16 protein-coding genes are annotated in these 15017 nt (G+C 71.3%); 13 read left to right on the plus strand and 3 right to left on the minus strand.

What is annotated here, in order from left to right:
* Nucleotides 1-16 precede the first annotated feature (16 nt).
* From acnA to GGQ83_RS18185, 13 genes are all read left to right on the plus strand, one after another.
* Nucleotides 17-2674, plus strand: a complete 2658-nt coding sequence (gene acnA / locus GGQ83_RS18125; RefSeq protein ID WP_184386397.1) for an aconitate hydratase AcnA — start codon at nt 17-19, stop codon at nt 2672-2674.
* Nucleotides 2671-3843, plus strand: a complete 1173-nt coding sequence (locus GGQ83_RS18130) for a 2-methylaconitate cis-trans isomerase PrpF family protein (RefSeq protein WP_184386398.1) — start codon at nt 2671-2673, stop codon at nt 3841-3843. Before acnA ends, GGQ83_RS18130 begins: the two co-directional genes overlap by 4 nt.
* 87 nt (nt 3844-3930) lie before the next feature.
* Nucleotides 3931-4110 carry a hypothetical protein gene (locus GGQ83_RS18135; RefSeq protein WP_184386399.1) on the plus strand — a complete coding sequence of 60 codons (180 nt, stop codon included), beginning with the start codon at nt 3931-3933 and terminating at the stop codon, nt 4108-4110.
* Nucleotides 4111-4124: 14 nt separating this feature from the next.
* Complete coding sequence (locus GGQ83_RS18140) at nt 4125-5108, plus strand: Bug family tripartite tricarboxylate transporter substrate binding protein (RefSeq protein WP_184386400.1); 984 nt, start codon at nt 4125-4127, stop codon at nt 5106-5108.
* Between the two features lie 147 nt (nt 5109-5255).
* Nucleotides 5256-6386, plus strand: coding sequence for an ABC transporter ATP-binding protein (locus GGQ83_RS18145; protein ID WP_184386401.1), 1131 nt, complete (start codon nt 5256-5258; stop codon nt 6384-6386).
* Nucleotides 6379-7290, plus strand: coding sequence for a carbohydrate ABC transporter permease (locus GGQ83_RS18150; RefSeq protein WP_184386402.1), 912 nt, complete (start codon nt 6379-6381; stop codon nt 7288-7290). Before GGQ83_RS18145 ends, GGQ83_RS18150 begins: the two co-directional genes overlap by 8 nt.
* A complete protein-coding gene (locus tag GGQ83_RS18155; RefSeq protein WP_184386403.1) occupies nt 7283-8122 on the plus strand; it encodes a carbohydrate ABC transporter permease in 840 nt (279 codons plus the stop codon). Before GGQ83_RS18150 ends, GGQ83_RS18155 begins: the two co-directional genes overlap by 8 nt.
* A 16-nt stretch (nt 8123-8138) precedes the next feature.
* The gene (locus tag GGQ83_RS18160; RefSeq protein ID WP_184386404.1) at nt 8139-9413 is read left to right on the plus strand and encodes an extracellular solute-binding protein; all 1275 of its coding nucleotides are present in this window, start codon (nt 8139-8141) and stop codon (nt 9411-9413) included.
* A gap of 3 nt (nt 9414-9416) precedes the next feature.
* On the plus strand, nt 9417-10250 hold the full coding sequence (locus tag GGQ83_RS18165) for a metallophosphoesterase family protein (RefSeq protein WP_184386405.1): 834 nt from the start codon (nt 9417-9419) through the stop codon (nt 10248-10250).
* A 23-nt stretch (nt 10251-10273) separates the two neighbouring features.
* Complete coding sequence (locus tag GGQ83_RS18170) at nt 10274-11284, plus strand: extracellular solute-binding protein (RefSeq protein WP_184386406.1); 1011 nt, start codon at nt 10274-10276, stop codon at nt 11282-11284.
* Nucleotides 11284-12075, plus strand: a complete 792-nt coding sequence (locus tag GGQ83_RS18175) for an ABC transporter permease (RefSeq protein WP_184386407.1) — start codon at nt 11284-11286, stop codon at nt 12073-12075. The genes GGQ83_RS18170 and GGQ83_RS18175 overlap by 1 nt, the downstream gene beginning before the upstream one ends.
* 8 nt (nt 12076-12083) lie before the next feature.
* Nucleotides 12084-12869, plus strand: a complete 786-nt coding sequence (locus GGQ83_RS18180) for an ABC transporter permease (protein ID WP_242535215.1) — start codon at nt 12084-12086, stop codon at nt 12867-12869.
* Nucleotides 12866-13801 carry an ABC transporter ATP-binding protein gene (locus GGQ83_RS18185; RefSeq protein WP_184386409.1) on the plus strand — a complete coding sequence of 312 codons (936 nt, stop codon included), beginning with the start codon at nt 12866-12868 and terminating at the stop codon, nt 13799-13801. Before GGQ83_RS18180 ends, GGQ83_RS18185 begins: the two co-directional genes overlap by 4 nt.
* Nucleotides 13802-13830: 29 nt before the next feature.
* Here the strand turns inward: GGQ83_RS18185 and GGQ83_RS18190 are convergent, their stop codons facing one another.
* Genes GGQ83_RS18190 through crcB form a run of 3 tightly spaced genes read right to left on the minus strand, consistent with a single transcriptional unit; the run spans nt 13831 to nt 14988 of the window.
* Entirely contained in the window at nt 13831-14178 is a 348-nt protein-coding gene (locus GGQ83_RS18190; protein WP_242535216.1) for a DUF190 domain-containing protein, read from the minus strand.
* Between the two features lie 2 nt (nt 14179-14180).
* Nucleotides 14181-14591: a fluoride efflux transporter FluC gene (locus GGQ83_RS18195; protein WP_184386411.1), complete on the minus strand. Its 411-nt coding sequence runs from the start codon at nt 14589-14591 to the stop codon at nt 14181-14183.
* Nucleotides 14592-14595: 4 nt separating this feature from the next.
* A complete protein-coding gene (crcB, locus tag GGQ83_RS18200; protein ID WP_184386412.1) occupies nt 14596-14988 on the minus strand; it encodes a fluoride efflux transporter CrcB in 393 nt (130 codons plus the stop codon).
* Nucleotides 14989-15017: the final 29 nt, after the last annotated feature.

The following is a 15017-nucleotide window of genomic DNA, read 5'->3' on the forward strand; positions in this document are numbered from 1 at the left end:
CACCGGGGAGAGAAACATGGCGGCGGAACGCGACAGCCTGGGCGCCAGGCGCGACATCAGGCTCGGCGAGCACATCTGGCGGGTGATGAGCCTGGAGGCGGCCGAGGCCGCGGGGGCGGGCCCGCTCTCGCGCCTGCCGCGCAGCCTCAAGGTGCTGGCGGAGAATGTGCTGCGGCACGAGGACGGCCTGGTCATCGGCGCGCCCCAGCTCGCGGCGCTGAAGACATGGGGCGAGGCGGCGGCGGTGGGGCAGGAGGTGCCCTACCACCCCACCCGCGTCGTGATGAACGACAGCGGCGGCCTGCCCGCCATGGCCGACCTCGCCTCGCTGCGCGACGCGGTGGTGCGCGCCGGCGGTGACCCCCGCCGCATCAACCCGCGCGTGCCGGCGGACATGGTGGTGGACCATTCCATCATGGTGGACCACGCCGGCAGCCCGGATGCGGCGCAGCGCAACCTCGACCTGGAATACGAACGCAACGCGGAGCGCTACCGCTTCCTGCGCTGGTGCCAGGGCGCCTTCGACAATTTCCGCGTGGTGCCGCCGGGCAACGGCATCCTGCACCAGGTCAACCTCGAAAGCTTCGCCCGCTGTGTCTGGACCGAGACGCGCGGGAACCAGCGCTGGGCCTTCCCCGAGACGCTGCTGGGCACCGACAGCCACACGCCCATGATCAACGCGATCGGCGTCTTCGGCTGGGGGGTGGGCGGCATCGAGGCGGCCGCCGCCATCCTGGGCCAGCCCATCGGCATCGTGCTGCCGCGCGTGGTGGGCTGCCGCCTCACGGGCGCGTTGCCCCGCGGCGTCACCGCCACGGATGCCGTGCTGATGGTGACGCAGAAGCTGCGCGCGGTGGGCGTGGTCGCGAGCTATGTGGAGTTCTTCGGCCCCGGCCTCGCCGCGCTGAACGTCTTCGACCGCGCGACGCTCGCCAACATGGCGCCCGAATACGGGGCCACCATGGGCTTCTTCCCGGTGGACGCGCAGACCATCGCCTTCCTGGAGATGACCGGCCGCGGCGGCGACCATGCGCGCCTGGTCGAGAGCTATTGCCGCATGCAGGGCCTCTGGCACGACCCCGCCGGGCAGCAGCCCGACTATGCCGAGGTGGTGGAGATCGACCTCTCCGAGGTCGAGCCCAGCGCCGCCGGCCCCCGCCGCCCGCAGGACCGCGTGGCGCTGCCCGCCATCCGCGACAGCTTCGAGGCGGCCTTCCCTCCGGCGCCGGAAGCCGAGGGCAGGCTCTCCGACGGCGCGGTGGTGATCGCGGCCATCACCTCCTGCACCAACACCTCCAACGCGCAGAACATGCTGGCGGCGGGGCTGCTGGCGCGCAAGGCGGTGGCGCACGGGCTCACGGCGAAGCCATGGGTGAAGACCTCGCTCGCCCCCGGCTCGCGCGTGGTGGCGGACTACCTGGAGGCCACGGGGCTGCAGGCGCCGCTGGACGCGCTGGGCTTCCACCTGATCGGCTTCGGCTGCACCACCTGCATGGGCAATTCCGGCCCCCTGCCCCCCGAGACCGAGGCCGCCATCGAGGCCGGCCAGACCACGGCCGTCGCCGTGCTGTCCGGCAACCGCAACTTCGAGGGCCGCATCCACACCCAGGCGAAGGCCAACTACATCATGAGCCCGCCTTTGGTCGTGGCCCATGCGCTGGCCGGCACGGTGCGGATCGACATGACGCGCGAGCCGCTGGGCACCGGGCAGGATGGCAAGCCCGTCTTCCTGGCCGACATCTGGCCAACCCCGGAGGAGATCGCCGAGGCCGCCGCCGTGGCGCTCAACGCGCCCCGCTTCACCAACCGCTACGCCACCGTCTTCCAGGGCGATGCCCGCTGGGAGGCGCTGCCCAGCGCACAGGGCGACACCTTCCCATGGGAGGGCGAGAGCCTCTACCTCAACGAACCGCCCTTCCTGCGCGAGGTCCCGCGCGAGGCGGCAGCCATTCCCGACATCACCGGTGCGCGGGCGCTGGCGCTGCTGGGGGATTCCATCACGACCGACCACATCTCGCCGGTGGGCATCATCACGCCCAGCTCGGCGGCGGGGCAGTATTTGATGTCGCTGGGCATCCCGCCCGCCGAGTTCAACTCCTTCGCCGCGCGCCGCGTGAAGCACGAGGTGATGATCCGCGGCACCTTCGCCAACATCCGCATCCAGAACCGGCTGGCGGGCGGGCGCACCGGCGGCTGGACGCGGCATGAACCCTCCGGCGAGATCATCCCGGTCCACGAGGCCGCCGAACGCTACGCCGCCGAGGGCGTGCCGCTGGTCGTGGTGGCGGGGCAGGATTACGGCGCCGGCTCCTCGCGCGACTGGGCGGCCAAGGGCACGCTGCTCCTGGGGGTGCGCGCCGTGATCGCGAACGGCTTCGAGCGCATCCACCGCGCGAACCTGGTCTATATGGGCGTGCTGCCGCTGGAACTGCCCGCGGGCGTCACGGTGGAGACGCTGGGCCTGGACGGGACCGAGCGCTGGGACGTCGCGGGCATCCACCCCGCGCCCGAACCAGGCGCCGGCCTGCCCGCGCGCCTGCACCGCGCCGATGGGCGCGTGGAGGAACTGACCTTGCGCTGCCGCCTGGACACCCCCTTCGAGGCCGAATGCTTCCGCGCCGGCGGCATCCTGCCCCGCGTGCTGCGCGCCTCGCTGGTGCCGGAGGCAGCATGAGCCAGGATTTCCTGCGCGCCGTCTTCATGCGGGGCGGCTCCAGCAAGGGCGTCTTCTTCCACGCGGCCGACCTGCCCGCCGACCGCGCGGTGCTCGACCCCATCCTGCTGGCCGTGCTGGGCAGCCCCGACCCCTATGGGCGGCAGATCAATGGGATGGGCGGCGGCATCTCCTCGCTGTCCAAGGCGGTGCTGATCGGGCCCTCCACCCATCCGGAGGCCGATGTGGACTACACCTTCGCCCAGGTGGCGGTGGACCGGCCGGAGGTGGACTGGTCGGCCAATTGCGGCAACCTCTCCTCGGCCGTCGGGCCCTTCGCGGTGGATGAGGGGCTGGTGCGCGTGCCCGACGGCCCCGAGGCGCTGGTCCGCATCCACCAGGTGAACACGCGGCGTATCATCCATGCGCGCTTCCCGGTGCAAGGCGGCCGCGCGGTGACGCAGGGCGGTTATGCCATCGCGGGCGTGTCCGGCACGGGTGCCAGGGTGCGGCTCGATTTCCTGAACCCCGGCGGCACGCGCGGCCGCGGCCTGCTGCCCAGCGGTGCGGCGCTGGACATCATCGAGGTGGAGGGCGCGCCGCCCGTGCGCGCCAGCCTGATTGACGCCGCCAGCCCCGCCATGTTCGTGCCGGCGGAGGATCTCGGCCTGATAGGCGCCGAGACGCCGGACGAGATCGAGGCGAAGCCCGGCCTCATGGCGCTGCTCGACCGGCTGCGGCGCGCGGGCGGGGTGCGGATGGGCCTCGCCGCCACGCCCGATGCCGTGCCGCTCGCGGCACCCCGCATCGCGCTGCTGGCCCCGCCCGTGGCCGCGCGCGCGCTGGATGGCAGCACCATCGCGGCCGAGGCGCAGGACATCGCGGTGCGGATGCTCTCCATGGAGCGCGTGCACCGCGCCGTGCCCATGACGGGGGGCCTGGCACTCGGCATCGCCTGCCGCGTGCCGGGCACGGTGGCGGCGCTGCTGGCCCGCCCCGGCACCTTGCAGGCGGAGGAGGTGCGCGTGGCCCATCCCTCGGGCCTCGTCAGCGTGGGGGCGGAGCTGCGCGTCGGTGCCGATGGCGCGCCCCATGCCGAAAGCGCCGTGGTGTTCCGCACCGCGCGCCGGCTGATGCAGGGCGAGGTGGCGGTGCCGCGCGGCCTCATGCCTGGTCCCGCCATGCGGTGAGGCCGTGAGGCCTTGCCACCTATGAAGCCCCGGGGCCTTCGCGGACACCGGACCCGGGGTCGCACCCGGCGGGCCTTGACCCAGGGCATGCCGCGCTTGATCCAGCGCCGACTTCGCGCGAACGTGACGGCCAACAAGGATATTGTCGGCCAGAGGCGTGAATCAGCCGCTCGGCAAAGCCTGGGGCGTGATCGGCGAATGGTGATCACGCCCCAGGGCCGGCATCCGGTTCAAGACCAAGGCACGGCGATCACGCCGAAGCCATGACTGGGGAGACGTCCATGAAGTTCCATCGCCGCTCAACCCTTGCCCTCGGCCTTGCGGGCCTCTCGGCGCCCGGCCTCGTGCAGGCGCAGGGAAGTTCCGGCTGGCGGCCGGCGCGTCCGGTGCGCCTCATCGTGCCCGCGGCACCCGGTGGGTCCAACGACATCCTGGCCCGCATCATCGCCGAGCCCGCGAGCCAGATCCTGGGCCAGCCCGTCCTCATCGAGAACCGCGCCGGCGCGGGCAGCGTCATCGGCACCGAGGCGGCGGCGCGCGCCCCGGCCGATGGGCACACGGTGCTGATCAACAGCTCCCTCGCCACGCTGCCGGCGGTCGTCGCCAACCTGCCCTATGACACGATGGGCGATTTCGAGGGGGTGGCGGTGGCCGGCTTCTCGCCGCATTTGCTCGTGGTGAATGCCGCCGTGCAGGCGCGCACGGCGCAGGAATTCCTGGCCCTGCTGCGCGCCAATCCCGGTCGGCTGAACTATGCCTCGGCCGGGCCCGGCAGTGGCCCGCATATCGGCGGCCTGGTGCTGATGGCGCGGATGAACGTGCAGGCCGAGACGGTGCACTACCGCGGCGGCGGCCCCGGCATCGCGGCGCTGGTCTCGGGCGAGGCGCATTTCGGCACGCCGACCATGGCCTCCGCCATCGCCCAGGTGCGCGGCGGCGCCCTGCGCGCCCTGGCGGTGCTGGCGGAAGAGCCCAGCCCCGCCCTGCCGGGCGTGCCGAGCGCCCCGCAGGCGGGCATGCCCGGCGTGATCCATGAGGAGTTCTTCCCCATCCTGGCGCCCAAGCGCACGCCCCCCGCGGCGCTCGCCGCACTGAGCGAGGCCTTCCGCCAGGCGATCCACCGCAGCGCCGAGCGGGTGAACGACATGACGGGCGTCGCGGCCCGCCCGGGCTTCGAGACTAGCGCGCAGGTGATGGCCCTGGTGCAGTCCGGCGTCGAGAACTACACGCGCCTGCTCAGGGCGGCGGGTGTGCAGCCGGCCTGAGGCGTACCACCGAGGGCGGCGTCCGGCCGCGCCGCCCCTGGCACAGAAGCTTCACAGGTCTGCCATCCGGTTGAAGCACGCTGTCGTTAACCCCCCGCCCCATGGGGGCTGAGGCGCCTCGGATTCTGAGGAAGGCGCGCATACGGCATGGCAGGTATCGTCATCAGTGGCGTGAGGAAGCGCTTCGGCGACGTGCAGGTGCTGCGTGACGTCTCGCTGTCCGTGGCACCCGGCGAGTTCGTGGCTCTGGTGGGGCCTTCGGGCTGCGGCAAGACCACATTGATGCGCATCGTGGCCGGCATCGAGCGCCATGATGCCGGCAGCCTCGACATCGGTGGGCGCCAGGTGGGCGGGCTGCGCGCGGCGGATCGCGATGTGGCCATGGTGTTCCAGTCCTATGCGCTCTACCCGCATCTCACCGTGGCCGAGAACATCGCCGTGCCGCTCACCATGCGGCGGCTTTCCAGCTGGCAGCGCTTGCCGCTGCTGGGGCGGTTCTGGCCTGGTGCGCGCGCCACCCGCGCGGGCATCGCCGCCGATGCGGCCGCCGCGGCGGATTCGCTGGGGCTGGGCGCCATGCTGGGTCGCCGCCCGGCGCAGCTTTCGGGCGGGCAGCGGCAGCGCGTGGCGCTTGCCAGGGCGATCGTCCGCAGCCCCAAGGCGTTTCTCATGGACGAGCCGCTGTCCAACCTCGACGCCGCGCTGCGCGTGCAGACCCGGCGCGAGATCGTGGACATCCATCGCCGCGTGGGCGCCACCACCCTCTATGTCACGCACGACCAGTCCGAGGCGCTGACCATGGCGGACCGAGTCGCCGTCATGCAGGCGGGCCAGATCCTGCAGGTGGACACGCCCGAGCGCATCTACGCGGATCCTGCCGACCTGCGGGTGGCGACCTTCATCGGCTCGCCCCGCATCAACACGTTGCCGGCCGAAATCCGCGCCGATGGGATGGTGATGGTGGCCGGCCTTGCCATGGGGCTGCGCGCCGAAGGTGCCGCGGGCGAGGCCACGCTGGCGTTGCGCCCCGAGGATCTGCGGCCCGACCCGGCCGGCACCCTGCCGGTGGTGACCGAGCACCTGGAATTCCTGGGCGAGTGCACGCTGCTGCACGCGCGCCATGCGGGCCTCGGCACGGCGCTCACGCTGCGCCTGCCGCCCGGTGCCACCGCGGCCCAGGGCCCCTTCCGCCTGGGCTTCTCCGCGCCGCGCGCGCTGGTCTTTGGCGCCGATGGCCGCAGGCGTGCCGTGCGCGTGCTGGAAGCCGCGCATGTCTGAGGCGGTGGCGCGGGCGCGCCCGACCTTCGTGCCGCGCGGCGAGGGCTGGGCAGGCTGGATGCTCTGCCTTCCGGCTGTGCTGTCCTACCTGCTGCTGTTGCTGCTGCCCACGCTGGCGGCGGTGCTGCTGGCCTTCACCGACTACGAACTGGGTGCGCCCGGCCTCGCCTGGATCGGCCTCGGCAACTTCCAGGAGTTGCTGGACGACCGCGGCTTCCGCATCTCGCTGCGCAATACGCTGATCTATGTGGGCATTGTCGCACCCGTCTCCATCGCGGGCGCGCTGGCCCTCGCCTTGCTGATCGAGGCCGCCACGCGCGGCCGCGCCCTGTTCCGCGCGGTGTTCTTCCTGCCCATGGTCTCGCTGCCCGTGGCGATGGCGACGGCCTGGCAATACCTGCTGCACCCGACCATCGGGCCGCTGAACGCGGCTCTCGCGCAGCTTGGCATTGCCGGGCCGGCCTGGCTGACCTCCTCGGACACGGTCCTGCTCAGCCTCGCCTTCATTGGCATCTGGGAGGCGATCGGGTTCAACCTCGTGCTGTTCCTGGCGGGGCTGACCGCCATCCCGCGCGAACTGCACCAGGCGGCCGAGGTGGATGGCGTGAAGTCGGCCTGGGAACGCTTCCGCCTGGTCACCTGGCCGCTGCTCGGCCCCACCACGCTGTTCGTCGTCACCATCACCATGATCCGCTCGGTGCGGGTCTTCGACAGCGTGGCGGTGCTGACGCAGGGCGGGCCGAACCGGGCGTCGGAGGTGCTGCTCTACACCATGTACACCGAGGGCTTCACCTTCTTCCGCCTGGGTTATTCGGCGGCGATCACCCTCGTCTTCCTCATCATCGTGCTGGGGCTGATGCTGTTGCAGACCCGCGTCCTGGACAAGCGGGTGCATTATGGCTGAGCCGCGCGCGAACCCCTGGCCCTGTGCGCTGCGCCTCGCCTTCCTTGCCCTGCTGGGGCTGCTCTTCCTGATGCCCTACATCTGGATGATCTCGGCCTCGCTGAAGCCGCTGGACGAGATCTTCCGCGCCTCGCTCAACCTCCTGCCCGAGACGGGCGGCACGCTGCGCAACTACGCCCGCGTCTTCGAGAACGTGCCGGTGCTGACCTATCTCTGGAACGGGGTGGTGGTCTGCGCGGGCATCCTGTTCTTCCAGCTGCTGTTCGCCGTGCCCGCCGGCTATGCCCTGGCCAAGCTGCACTTCCCGGGGCGCGACTGGCTGTTCGGCCTTGTCATGCTGGGCCTCCTGGTGCCCTACCACGTGCCCGCGTTGCCGCTCTACGTGGGCTTCTCCTGGCTCGGGCTGCTCAACACCTACACGGCGCTGATCACGCCCTCCATCATCTCGGTCTTCGCGATCTTCCTGTTCCGGCAGTTCTTCAAGGCGCTGCCGGATGAGCTGATCCATGCCGCGCGCATCGACGGGATGAACGAGCTGTCCATCGTCTGGCGCGTCATCCTGCCCAATGCGCTCCCGGCGGCCACGGCTTTCGCCATCTTCTCGGTGGTGGCGCATTGGAACGACCTGTTCTGGCCGCTGATCGTGGTGACGGGGGCCGAGCGCGCGACGCCGGCACTCGGCGTGCTGACCTTCCGCTCGGAGGAGGCCGGCGATGACTTCGGCGCGCTGATGGCCGCCTCCGTGATCATGACCGCCCCCCTCGTCCTCGCCTTCCTCTTCGCGCAGCGACGCTTCGTGGAAGGCATCGCGACCACCGGCCTCAAGGGCTGACAGGAGACATCACGCCATGACCCATCGCCTCACCCGCCGCGCCGCGCTGGCGCTGCCCGCCTCGCTCGCCCTGCCTTCGCTGGCGCTGGGCCAGGCGCCGGTGGACATCACCGTCCATTACGCGCAGCCCTTCATCTTCAAGCCCTCCTACGACGCCATCACCGAGGCCTTCGCCCGCGTCGAGCCGAACATCCGCATCACCTACGTCACCTCGCCGGGCTACCCGGAGGGCACGCAGCACATCCTGCGCCAGGCGGCGACGAACCAGCTGCCGGACCTCTCCTTCCAGGGGCTGAACCTGCTGCGCGTCTTCGCCGAGCGCGGCATCGCGCAGGACCTGATGCCCTTCATCACGCGCGATGGCACGCCGCAGGGCCAGGGCTACACCGACGGGCTGCTCAGCCTCGGCCGGTTCAACAACTACCAGGCGGGGCTGGCCTATGCGGCCTCCACCGCCATCACCTTCCTCAACGCCGATCTGTGCCGCCGCGCGGGTGTGGACCCCGACAACCTGCCCACCGACTGGGACGGCCATATCCGCCTGGCCGCCGCTGTGAAGGAGCGCGCGGGCGGGCCGGATGGCATGTGGTTCGCCTGGAGCGAGTGGATGTTCCAGACCCTGGTGCTGGCCCATGGCGGCGCGATGATGACGCCGGACGAGAGCGACATCGCCTTCCAGGGCGAGGAGGGCCTCGGCACGCTGCGCCTGCATGAGCGCTTCGTTCGCGAGACGCAGATGCCGGCGCTGAATTCCAACAGCGCGTCCCAGGCCTTCGCCGCCGGCCGCCTCGGCGCCTTCTATTGGACCACCGCGGTGGTGCGGAACTTCATCCAGTCCGTCGGCCAGAGCTTCGAGTTCCGCACCTACCCGCTGCCGGTCATCCCCGGCGTGGCCCATGGCACGCTCGCCACGGGGGGCGCGGCCGGCATGCTCACCGCGCGCGATCCCGCCAGGCGCGAGGCGGCGTGGAAGTTCCTGCGCTTCGCCACCAGCCCGCAGGGCCAGGCGCTGATGGTGATGAACAGCGGCTATGTGCCCTGCAACCAGATCGCCATTGATGATCCGCGATACCTGGGCGACTTCTACCGCCAGAACCCGCTCTTCCGCGCGGCGGTGACGCAGATGGGCCGCATGGCGCCCTGGTTCGCCTTCCCCGGCTCCAACGGCGTGCGTATCACCCAGGCCATCACGAACAACACCGCCCGCGTGATCGAGCGCACGGCCACGCCCGTGGTCGCGCTGGCCGACATGGCCAGCGAGGTGCGGCGCCTGCTGCCGCGGCGGAGCTGAGCCGTGACGACACGAATCCTGCAGATCAGCGACACGCATCTCTCGCCCGTCCACACCCATTTCCAGTCCAACTACGAGCGGCTGCTGGAGTGGATGGCCGAAAGCCCGCCGGACCTGGTGATCGTGACCGGCGACCTCTCGCTCGACGGCGCGGACCAGGACGCCGACCTGCGCTTCGCCGCCGAACAATTGGCGCGCCTGCCGGCGCCCTGGCGCGCCATCCCCGGCAACCATGACGTGGGCGACTACCCGGTGCTGGGCGGTCATCAGCCGACCGACGCCACCCGCATGGCGCGTTGGCGTGACGTGCTGGGCGCCGACCATTTCATGGAGGATGTGCCGGGCTGGCGCCTCATCGGCCTCAACACCCAGACGCTGGGTTCTGGTCTGCCGGAGGAGGCGGCGCAGGACGCGGCGCTGCACGGCGCCGTGGCCGGGGCAGGGGGGCGGGCACTTGCCCTCTTCCTGCACAAGCCGCTCTGCCAGCACCGGCTGGACGACACGGTGGTGGACTACTGGCCCGTGCTGCAACCCGCGCGCGACGCGCTGGTGGCGGCGTTCGGCGCCACGCCGCCGCGCTTCGTGGCCTCCGGCCACATCCACCAGTGGCGCGACCACGCGCCGGATGGGCTGCGCCAGATCTGGGCGCCGCCCGTCTCCTTCATCGTGGGCGAGGACCGCCAGCCCAGCATCGGCTCCAAGCTGATCGGCGTGGTGGAACACCTGCTGCACGAGGACGGCACGCATGACAGCCGCCTGCTGCTGCCCGAACGCCTGGCGCTGAACGACCTCTCGCGCCTGCCCCAGCTCTACGCCCGGCCCGCGGCCGCGGCCTGAACCCCCCTTCCAGGAGACCCACCATGAACCGCCGCCAGATCATGCTGTCCGGCCTCGCCGCCGGCCTGCCCCTCGCCGCGCCCGCCCTCGGCCAGGCCGCGCGCGCCGTCTGCTACAACTGCCCGCCCGAATGGGCCGATTGGGGCGGCATGCTGCGCCTGCTGCAATCCCGCGCCGGCCTCACCGTGCCGCCGGACAACAAGAATTCCGGCCAGTCGCTGGCCGCGCTGCTGGCCGAGCGCGCGCGCCCGGTGGCCGATGTCGTCTATCTGGGTGGCCAGGTCGGCCCCCAGGCGCGCGAGGCGGGCGTGCTGGCCCCCTACAAGCCCGAGCGCTTCGACCGCATCCCGGCCGGCCTGAAGGATGAGGACGGCTACTGGTTCACCATCCACTCGGGCACGCTGGGCCTCTTCGTGAACACCCGCGCGCTGGGCAACAAGCCCGTGCCGCAGAGTTGGCGCGACCTGCTGAACCCCACCTATCGCGGCATGGTGGGTTATTTGAACCCGACCTCGGCCGCGGTGGGCCAGGTGGGCGTGGTGGCGGTGAACCTCGCCCTCGGAGGCACCTACGAGAATTTCGACCCGGCGATGGATTTCTTCCGCCGCCTGCGCGCCAACCAGCCCATCGTCCCCATGCAGACGGCCTATGCGCGCGTGCTCTCGGGCGAGATCCCCATCCTGTTCGACTACGACTTCAACGCCTATCGCGCGCAATACAGCGACGGCGCGCCCACACGCTTCGTCATCCCCGCCGAGGGCACGCAGACCCTGCCCTATGTCATGGGCCTGGTGGCCAACGGCCCCAACCCCGACAATGGCAAGCGCATGCTGGACTTCCTGCTCTCCGACGAGGGCCAGCGCCATTGGGCCGGCGCCTTCCTGCGCCCTGTCTTCCCCGAGCTGATGCCCGAGCAGGCCGCCGCCCGCTTCCTCCCGGCGGAGGACTATGCCCGCGCCACGCCGCTTGACGTGCGCCGCCTGGCGGGCGCGGTGCGGATGCTCTCCGACCGCTACCAGCGCGAGGTCGGCTGATGTCGGACCGCCTGCGCGCGGCGCTGCTCATCGCGCCCGCGCTGGCGGTCTTCGGGGCCTTCTTCCTCATCCCGCTCGGGCAGCTCGCGGTCGCGGGCGGCGCGGGCGGCTACACCACCATCCTGACCGAACCGCGTTACTTGCGCAGCCTCGGCGTCACGCTGCTGGTGGCGGCGCTGACCACGGCCATCACGCTGGGCATTGCGACGGCGGTGGGCCTCTTCCTGGCACGGAACCGCTTTCCCGGGCGCGGCACGCTGCTGGCGCTGCTGACCCTGCCGCTGGCCTTTCCGGGTGTGGTGGTGGGTTATCTCGTCATCATGCTGGCGGGGCGGCAGGGGCTGGTCTCGGAGATCTCCATGGCCTTGGGCGGGGAACGCATCGTCTTCGCCTATTCACTCGCGGGGCTGCTGCTGGGCTATGTGTATTTCTCCATCCCGCGCACGCTGCTGACGGTCATCGCGGCGGCCGAGAAGCTCGACCCTCGGCTCGAGGAGGCTGCGCGATCGCTCGGTGCCTCGCCGCTCGGCGTGCTGCGCGACGTGCTGCTGCCGGGCCTCTCGCCCGCGTTGACGGCGGCCGGCGCCATCTGCTTCGCGACCGCGACGGGCGCCTTCGGTACGGCCTTTGCGCTGGCCTCGCGCATCGATGTGCTGCCCATGGTGATCTACACGGAGTTCACATTGCAGGCGAACCTCGCGGTCGCGGCCGCGCTGTCCTTCCTGCTGGGGCTGGCCACCTGGGCGGTGCTGGCGCTGGCCCGCGGCGCCAGCGGGGGTGCCGCCGGATGAGCCGCGGAATGGGCTTCTGGACCGGGCTGGGCTTCACGCTGCTGATCTCGGCCTTCCTCATCCTGCCCGTGCTGGTCTCCGTGTTGCCGGGCATCACGGCCAACCAGTTCGAGGGGCTTTCCAGCGGCCTCACCACGCGCTGGCTGCGCGAGGTCTGGGCCAATTACGGCGGCACCGTGCTGCTCTCGCTGCAGATCGCGCTCTCCACACTGGTGATCACGCTGCTGGTCGGCGTGCCGGCGGCCTATGTGCTGGCGCGCCATGCCGGCGTCACGGCGCGGCTGGTGGAAGAGGCGCTGGTCATGCCCGTGGCCGTGCCCGGTATCGCCACCGCGCTGGGCCTGATCCTCGCCTATGGCGCGGTGGGCGATCTGCGTGCGTCCTGGCTGTTCATCCTGGTGGGGCATGTCGTCTTCTGCCTGCCCTTCATGGTGCGCGCCGTGCTGGCCGTGCTGCTCTCCATGGACCTGAAGGGGCTGGAGGAGGCCGCGCGCGCGTGCGGCGCCTCCTGGCCGCAGCGCTTCCTGGGCGTGATCCTCCCCAACATCGCGGGCGGCATGCTGGCGGGCAGCCTGATGGTGGTCACTCTCTCGCTTGGCGAATTCAACATGACGCTGCTGCTGCACACCCCCTTCACCCGCACCCTGCCGGTGGGCCTGGCCGATGCCTACACCGCGCTGCGCACCGAGATGGCCTCGGCTTACACGCTGATCTTCTTCGTGCTGATCGTGCCGCTGCTGAGCGCCATGCAATGGGCCGCAGGCCGCGCGGACCGCGTGGGAGCGGTGCGATGAGCGTCGCCATCAAGCTGCGTGGCTGCGGCAAGACCTGGCCCGGCGGCACGGTGGCGCTGCACCCGCTCGACCTCGACATCGCGGCCGGCGAGACGCTGGTGCTGCTGGGGCCCTCGGGTTGCGGCAAGACCACGCTGCTGCGCCTCATCGCCGGCCTCGAATTGCCCGATGCCGGCGGCCAGGTGCTGTTCGACGGCGAAGACGTGACGCGCCTGCCCATCGAGCGCCGCAACGTCGGCATGGTGTTCCAGTCCTACGCGCTGTTTCCCAACATGGATGTGGCCGGAAACATCGGCTACGGGCTGCGCGTGCGCGGCATCCCCCGCGCCGAGGTCGCGCGCCGCGTGGACGAGATGCTGGAGATGACGCGCCTCACCGAATTCGCGCGGCGGCGGGTGGATGCGCTCTCCGGCGGGCAGCGCCAGCGCGTGGCCCTTGCACGGGCGATCGCGCCGCGCCCCCGCGTGCTGCTGCTGGACGAACCGCTCTCCGCGCTCGACGCCAGGCTGCGCGAGGAGTTGCGCCAGGAGATCGATGCGCTGCTGCGGTCCTTGGGCATCACCGCCATCTACGTCACCCATGACCAGGCCGAGGCGATGGCGCTCAGCGACCGCATCTGCGCGATGGAGCGCGGGCGCATCGCGCAGATCGGCACGGGGCGTGACCTCTACCACCGCCCCGCCAATGACTTCGTGGCCGGCTTCGTGGGCGACACCAATCGGCTTGGCGAGGAACTGGTGCGTCCCGAACAACTGGCCCTGCACCCCAGCGCGGAGGGCGAATGGACGGTGCAGCGCGCCACCTTCCTCGGCCCCTTCGTGCGGGTGAAGCTACGCGACGCGGCGGGCCGGGAGCTGATGGTGGACATGCCCGATCTGGCGACCCCCGCACCGGGCGCGCGCGTGGAGGTGCGGCGGCGCGGGCCGGCCTGAGCAGTCGGTGCCGGCTTTCGAGAAGCCGATCAGTCCAGCCCGGCCTCATGCCCGTAGCGCACCACCCGCACCGTTTCCAGCGTCACCAGCGCGCCACCGAGCATGGGTTGCAGCGCCTCGACCAGCGCCTCGATCCTGGCCTCGTCATCCACCAGCTCGATCACCAGCGGCAGGTCCGCGGACAGGCGCAGGATCTTGGAGCTGTGCAGCCGGCTCGATCGCCCATAGCCCATCGGGCCGCGCAGCATGGTCGCGCCCGCAAGGCCCATCTCCCGCGCCTTGAGCACGATCGCCTCGTGCAGCGGGCCGCCCTGGTATTCGTCGCTCTCGCCGATGAAGACGCGCAGCAGACTGGCGGTGGTGGTGTTGATGACCATGGTCAGCTTCCTCGAAGGCGGTTCATGCGTTGGCCCAGGCGGTCGCCGAGCCAGGCGCCGGCCAGCCATGTCGCGGCGGAGATGCCCACATACCCCAGCGCGAGCGCCCATTGCCCGGCATCGAGCAGCCGGATGCTCTCCAGGCTGAAGACCGAGAAGGTGGTGAAGCCGCCGCAGAACCCCGCCATCACGCCCTGGCGCAGGGCGGGTGTCACGAAGAGGCGGCCATCGGGACCTGTCAGCGCGGCGTAGAGGCCGATCAGGAAGGAACCCGCGACGTTCACGCCCAGCGTGCCGAAGGGAAAGGCCGGCCCCAGCAGCGCGATGCCGGCCAGGGCGCAGAGATAGCGCGCCACCGAACCCAGCGCGCCGCCCAGCGCGATGGCAAGATAGAGGCGGGGGCCCGGTGCCATCCTCTCACCCCCCGAACAGGTTCAGCCCGGCGTGGTGGCCGCCCAGGGCGGCGGCCAGGCACAGGCCTAGCGAGGCCATGACGTTCCACGCCGCCCGCCCGCCCTGGCCGGCGCGCGCCAGCGCCAGCGTCTGCAGGCTGAAGGAGGAGACGGTGGTGTAGCTGCCCAGGGTGCCGACCACGAGCAGCAGCCAGGTTTCGCGCCAGCCCTCGACGATGCCCTCCGGGACCAGGAAGGCGGCGGCGAGCAGGCCGATCACCGCCGCCCCGGTCACATTCACCACGAGCGTGCCCCAGGGGAAGGTCTCGCCCACGCTGCGGGCGATGACGCCGGAGAGCCAGAAGCGCGCGCAGGCCCCGAGCGCACCACCCAGGGCGATGAGGAGGAGGTCCATCATCCCGCCCTCATAGACCGCCCTCGCGCGCG

The sequence above is a fragment of the Roseococcus suduntuyensis genome (assembly GCF_014196305.1).
In the GTDB taxonomy this organism is placed as follows: Bacteria; Pseudomonadota; Alphaproteobacteria; order Acetobacterales; family Acetobacteraceae; genus Roseococcus; species Roseococcus suduntuyensis.

Coding starts and splice junctions, on each gene's coding strand:
- GGQ83_RS18155 (WP_184386403.1), top strand. CDS start 7,283: ATGGCTGAGCCGCGCGCGAACCCCTGGCCCTGTGCGCTGCGCCTCGCC.
- crcB (WP_184386412.1), bottom strand. CDS start 14,988: ATGATGGACCTCCTCCTCATCGCCCTGGGTGGTGCGCTCGGGGCCTGC.
- GGQ83_RS18145 (WP_184386401.1), top strand. CDS start 5,256: ATGGCAGGTATCGTCATCAGTGGCGTGAGGAAGCGCTTCGGCGACGTG.
- GGQ83_RS18170 (WP_184386406.1), top strand. CDS start 10,274: ATGAACCGCCGCCAGATCATGCTGTCCGGCCTCGCCGCCGGCCTGCCC.
- GGQ83_RS18180 (WP_242535215.1), top strand. CDS start 12,084: ATGGGCTTCTGGACCGGGCTGGGCTTCACGCTGCTGATCTCGGCCTTC.
- GGQ83_RS18140 (WP_184386400.1), top strand. CDS start 4,125: ATGAAGTTCCATCGCCGCTCAACCCTTGCCCTCGGCCTTGCGGGCCTC.
- GGQ83_RS18190 (WP_242535216.1), bottom strand. CDS start 14,178: ATGGTCATCAACACCACCACCGCCAGTCTGCTGCGCGTCTTCATCGGC.
- GGQ83_RS18185 (WP_184386409.1), top strand. CDS start 12,866: ATGAGCGTCGCCATCAAGCTGCGTGGCTGCGGCAAGACCTGGCCCGGC.
- GGQ83_RS18195 (WP_184386411.1), bottom strand. CDS start 14,591: ATGGCACCGGGCCCCCGCCTCTATCTTGCCATCGCGCTGGGCGGCGCG.
- GGQ83_RS18130 (WP_184386398.1), top strand. CDS start 2,671: ATGAGCCAGGATTTCCTGCGCGCCGTCTTCATGCGGGGCGGCTCCAGC.
- GGQ83_RS18160 (WP_184386404.1), top strand. CDS start 8,139: ATGACCCATCGCCTCACCCGCCGCGCCGCGCTGGCGCTGCCCGCCTCG.
- GGQ83_RS18150 (WP_184386402.1), top strand. CDS start 6,379: ATGTCTGAGGCGGTGGCGCGGGCGCGCCCGACCTTCGTGCCGCGCGGC.
- acnA (WP_184386397.1), top strand. CDS start 17: ATGGCGGCGGAACGCGACAGCCTGGGCGCCAGGCGCGACATCAGGCTC.
- GGQ83_RS18135 (WP_184386399.1), top strand. CDS start 3,931: ATGCCGCGCTTGATCCAGCGCCGACTTCGCGCGAACGTGACGGCCAAC.
- GGQ83_RS18175 (WP_184386407.1), top strand. CDS start 11,284: ATGTCGGACCGCCTGCGCGCGGCGCTGCTCATCGCGCCCGCGCTGGCG.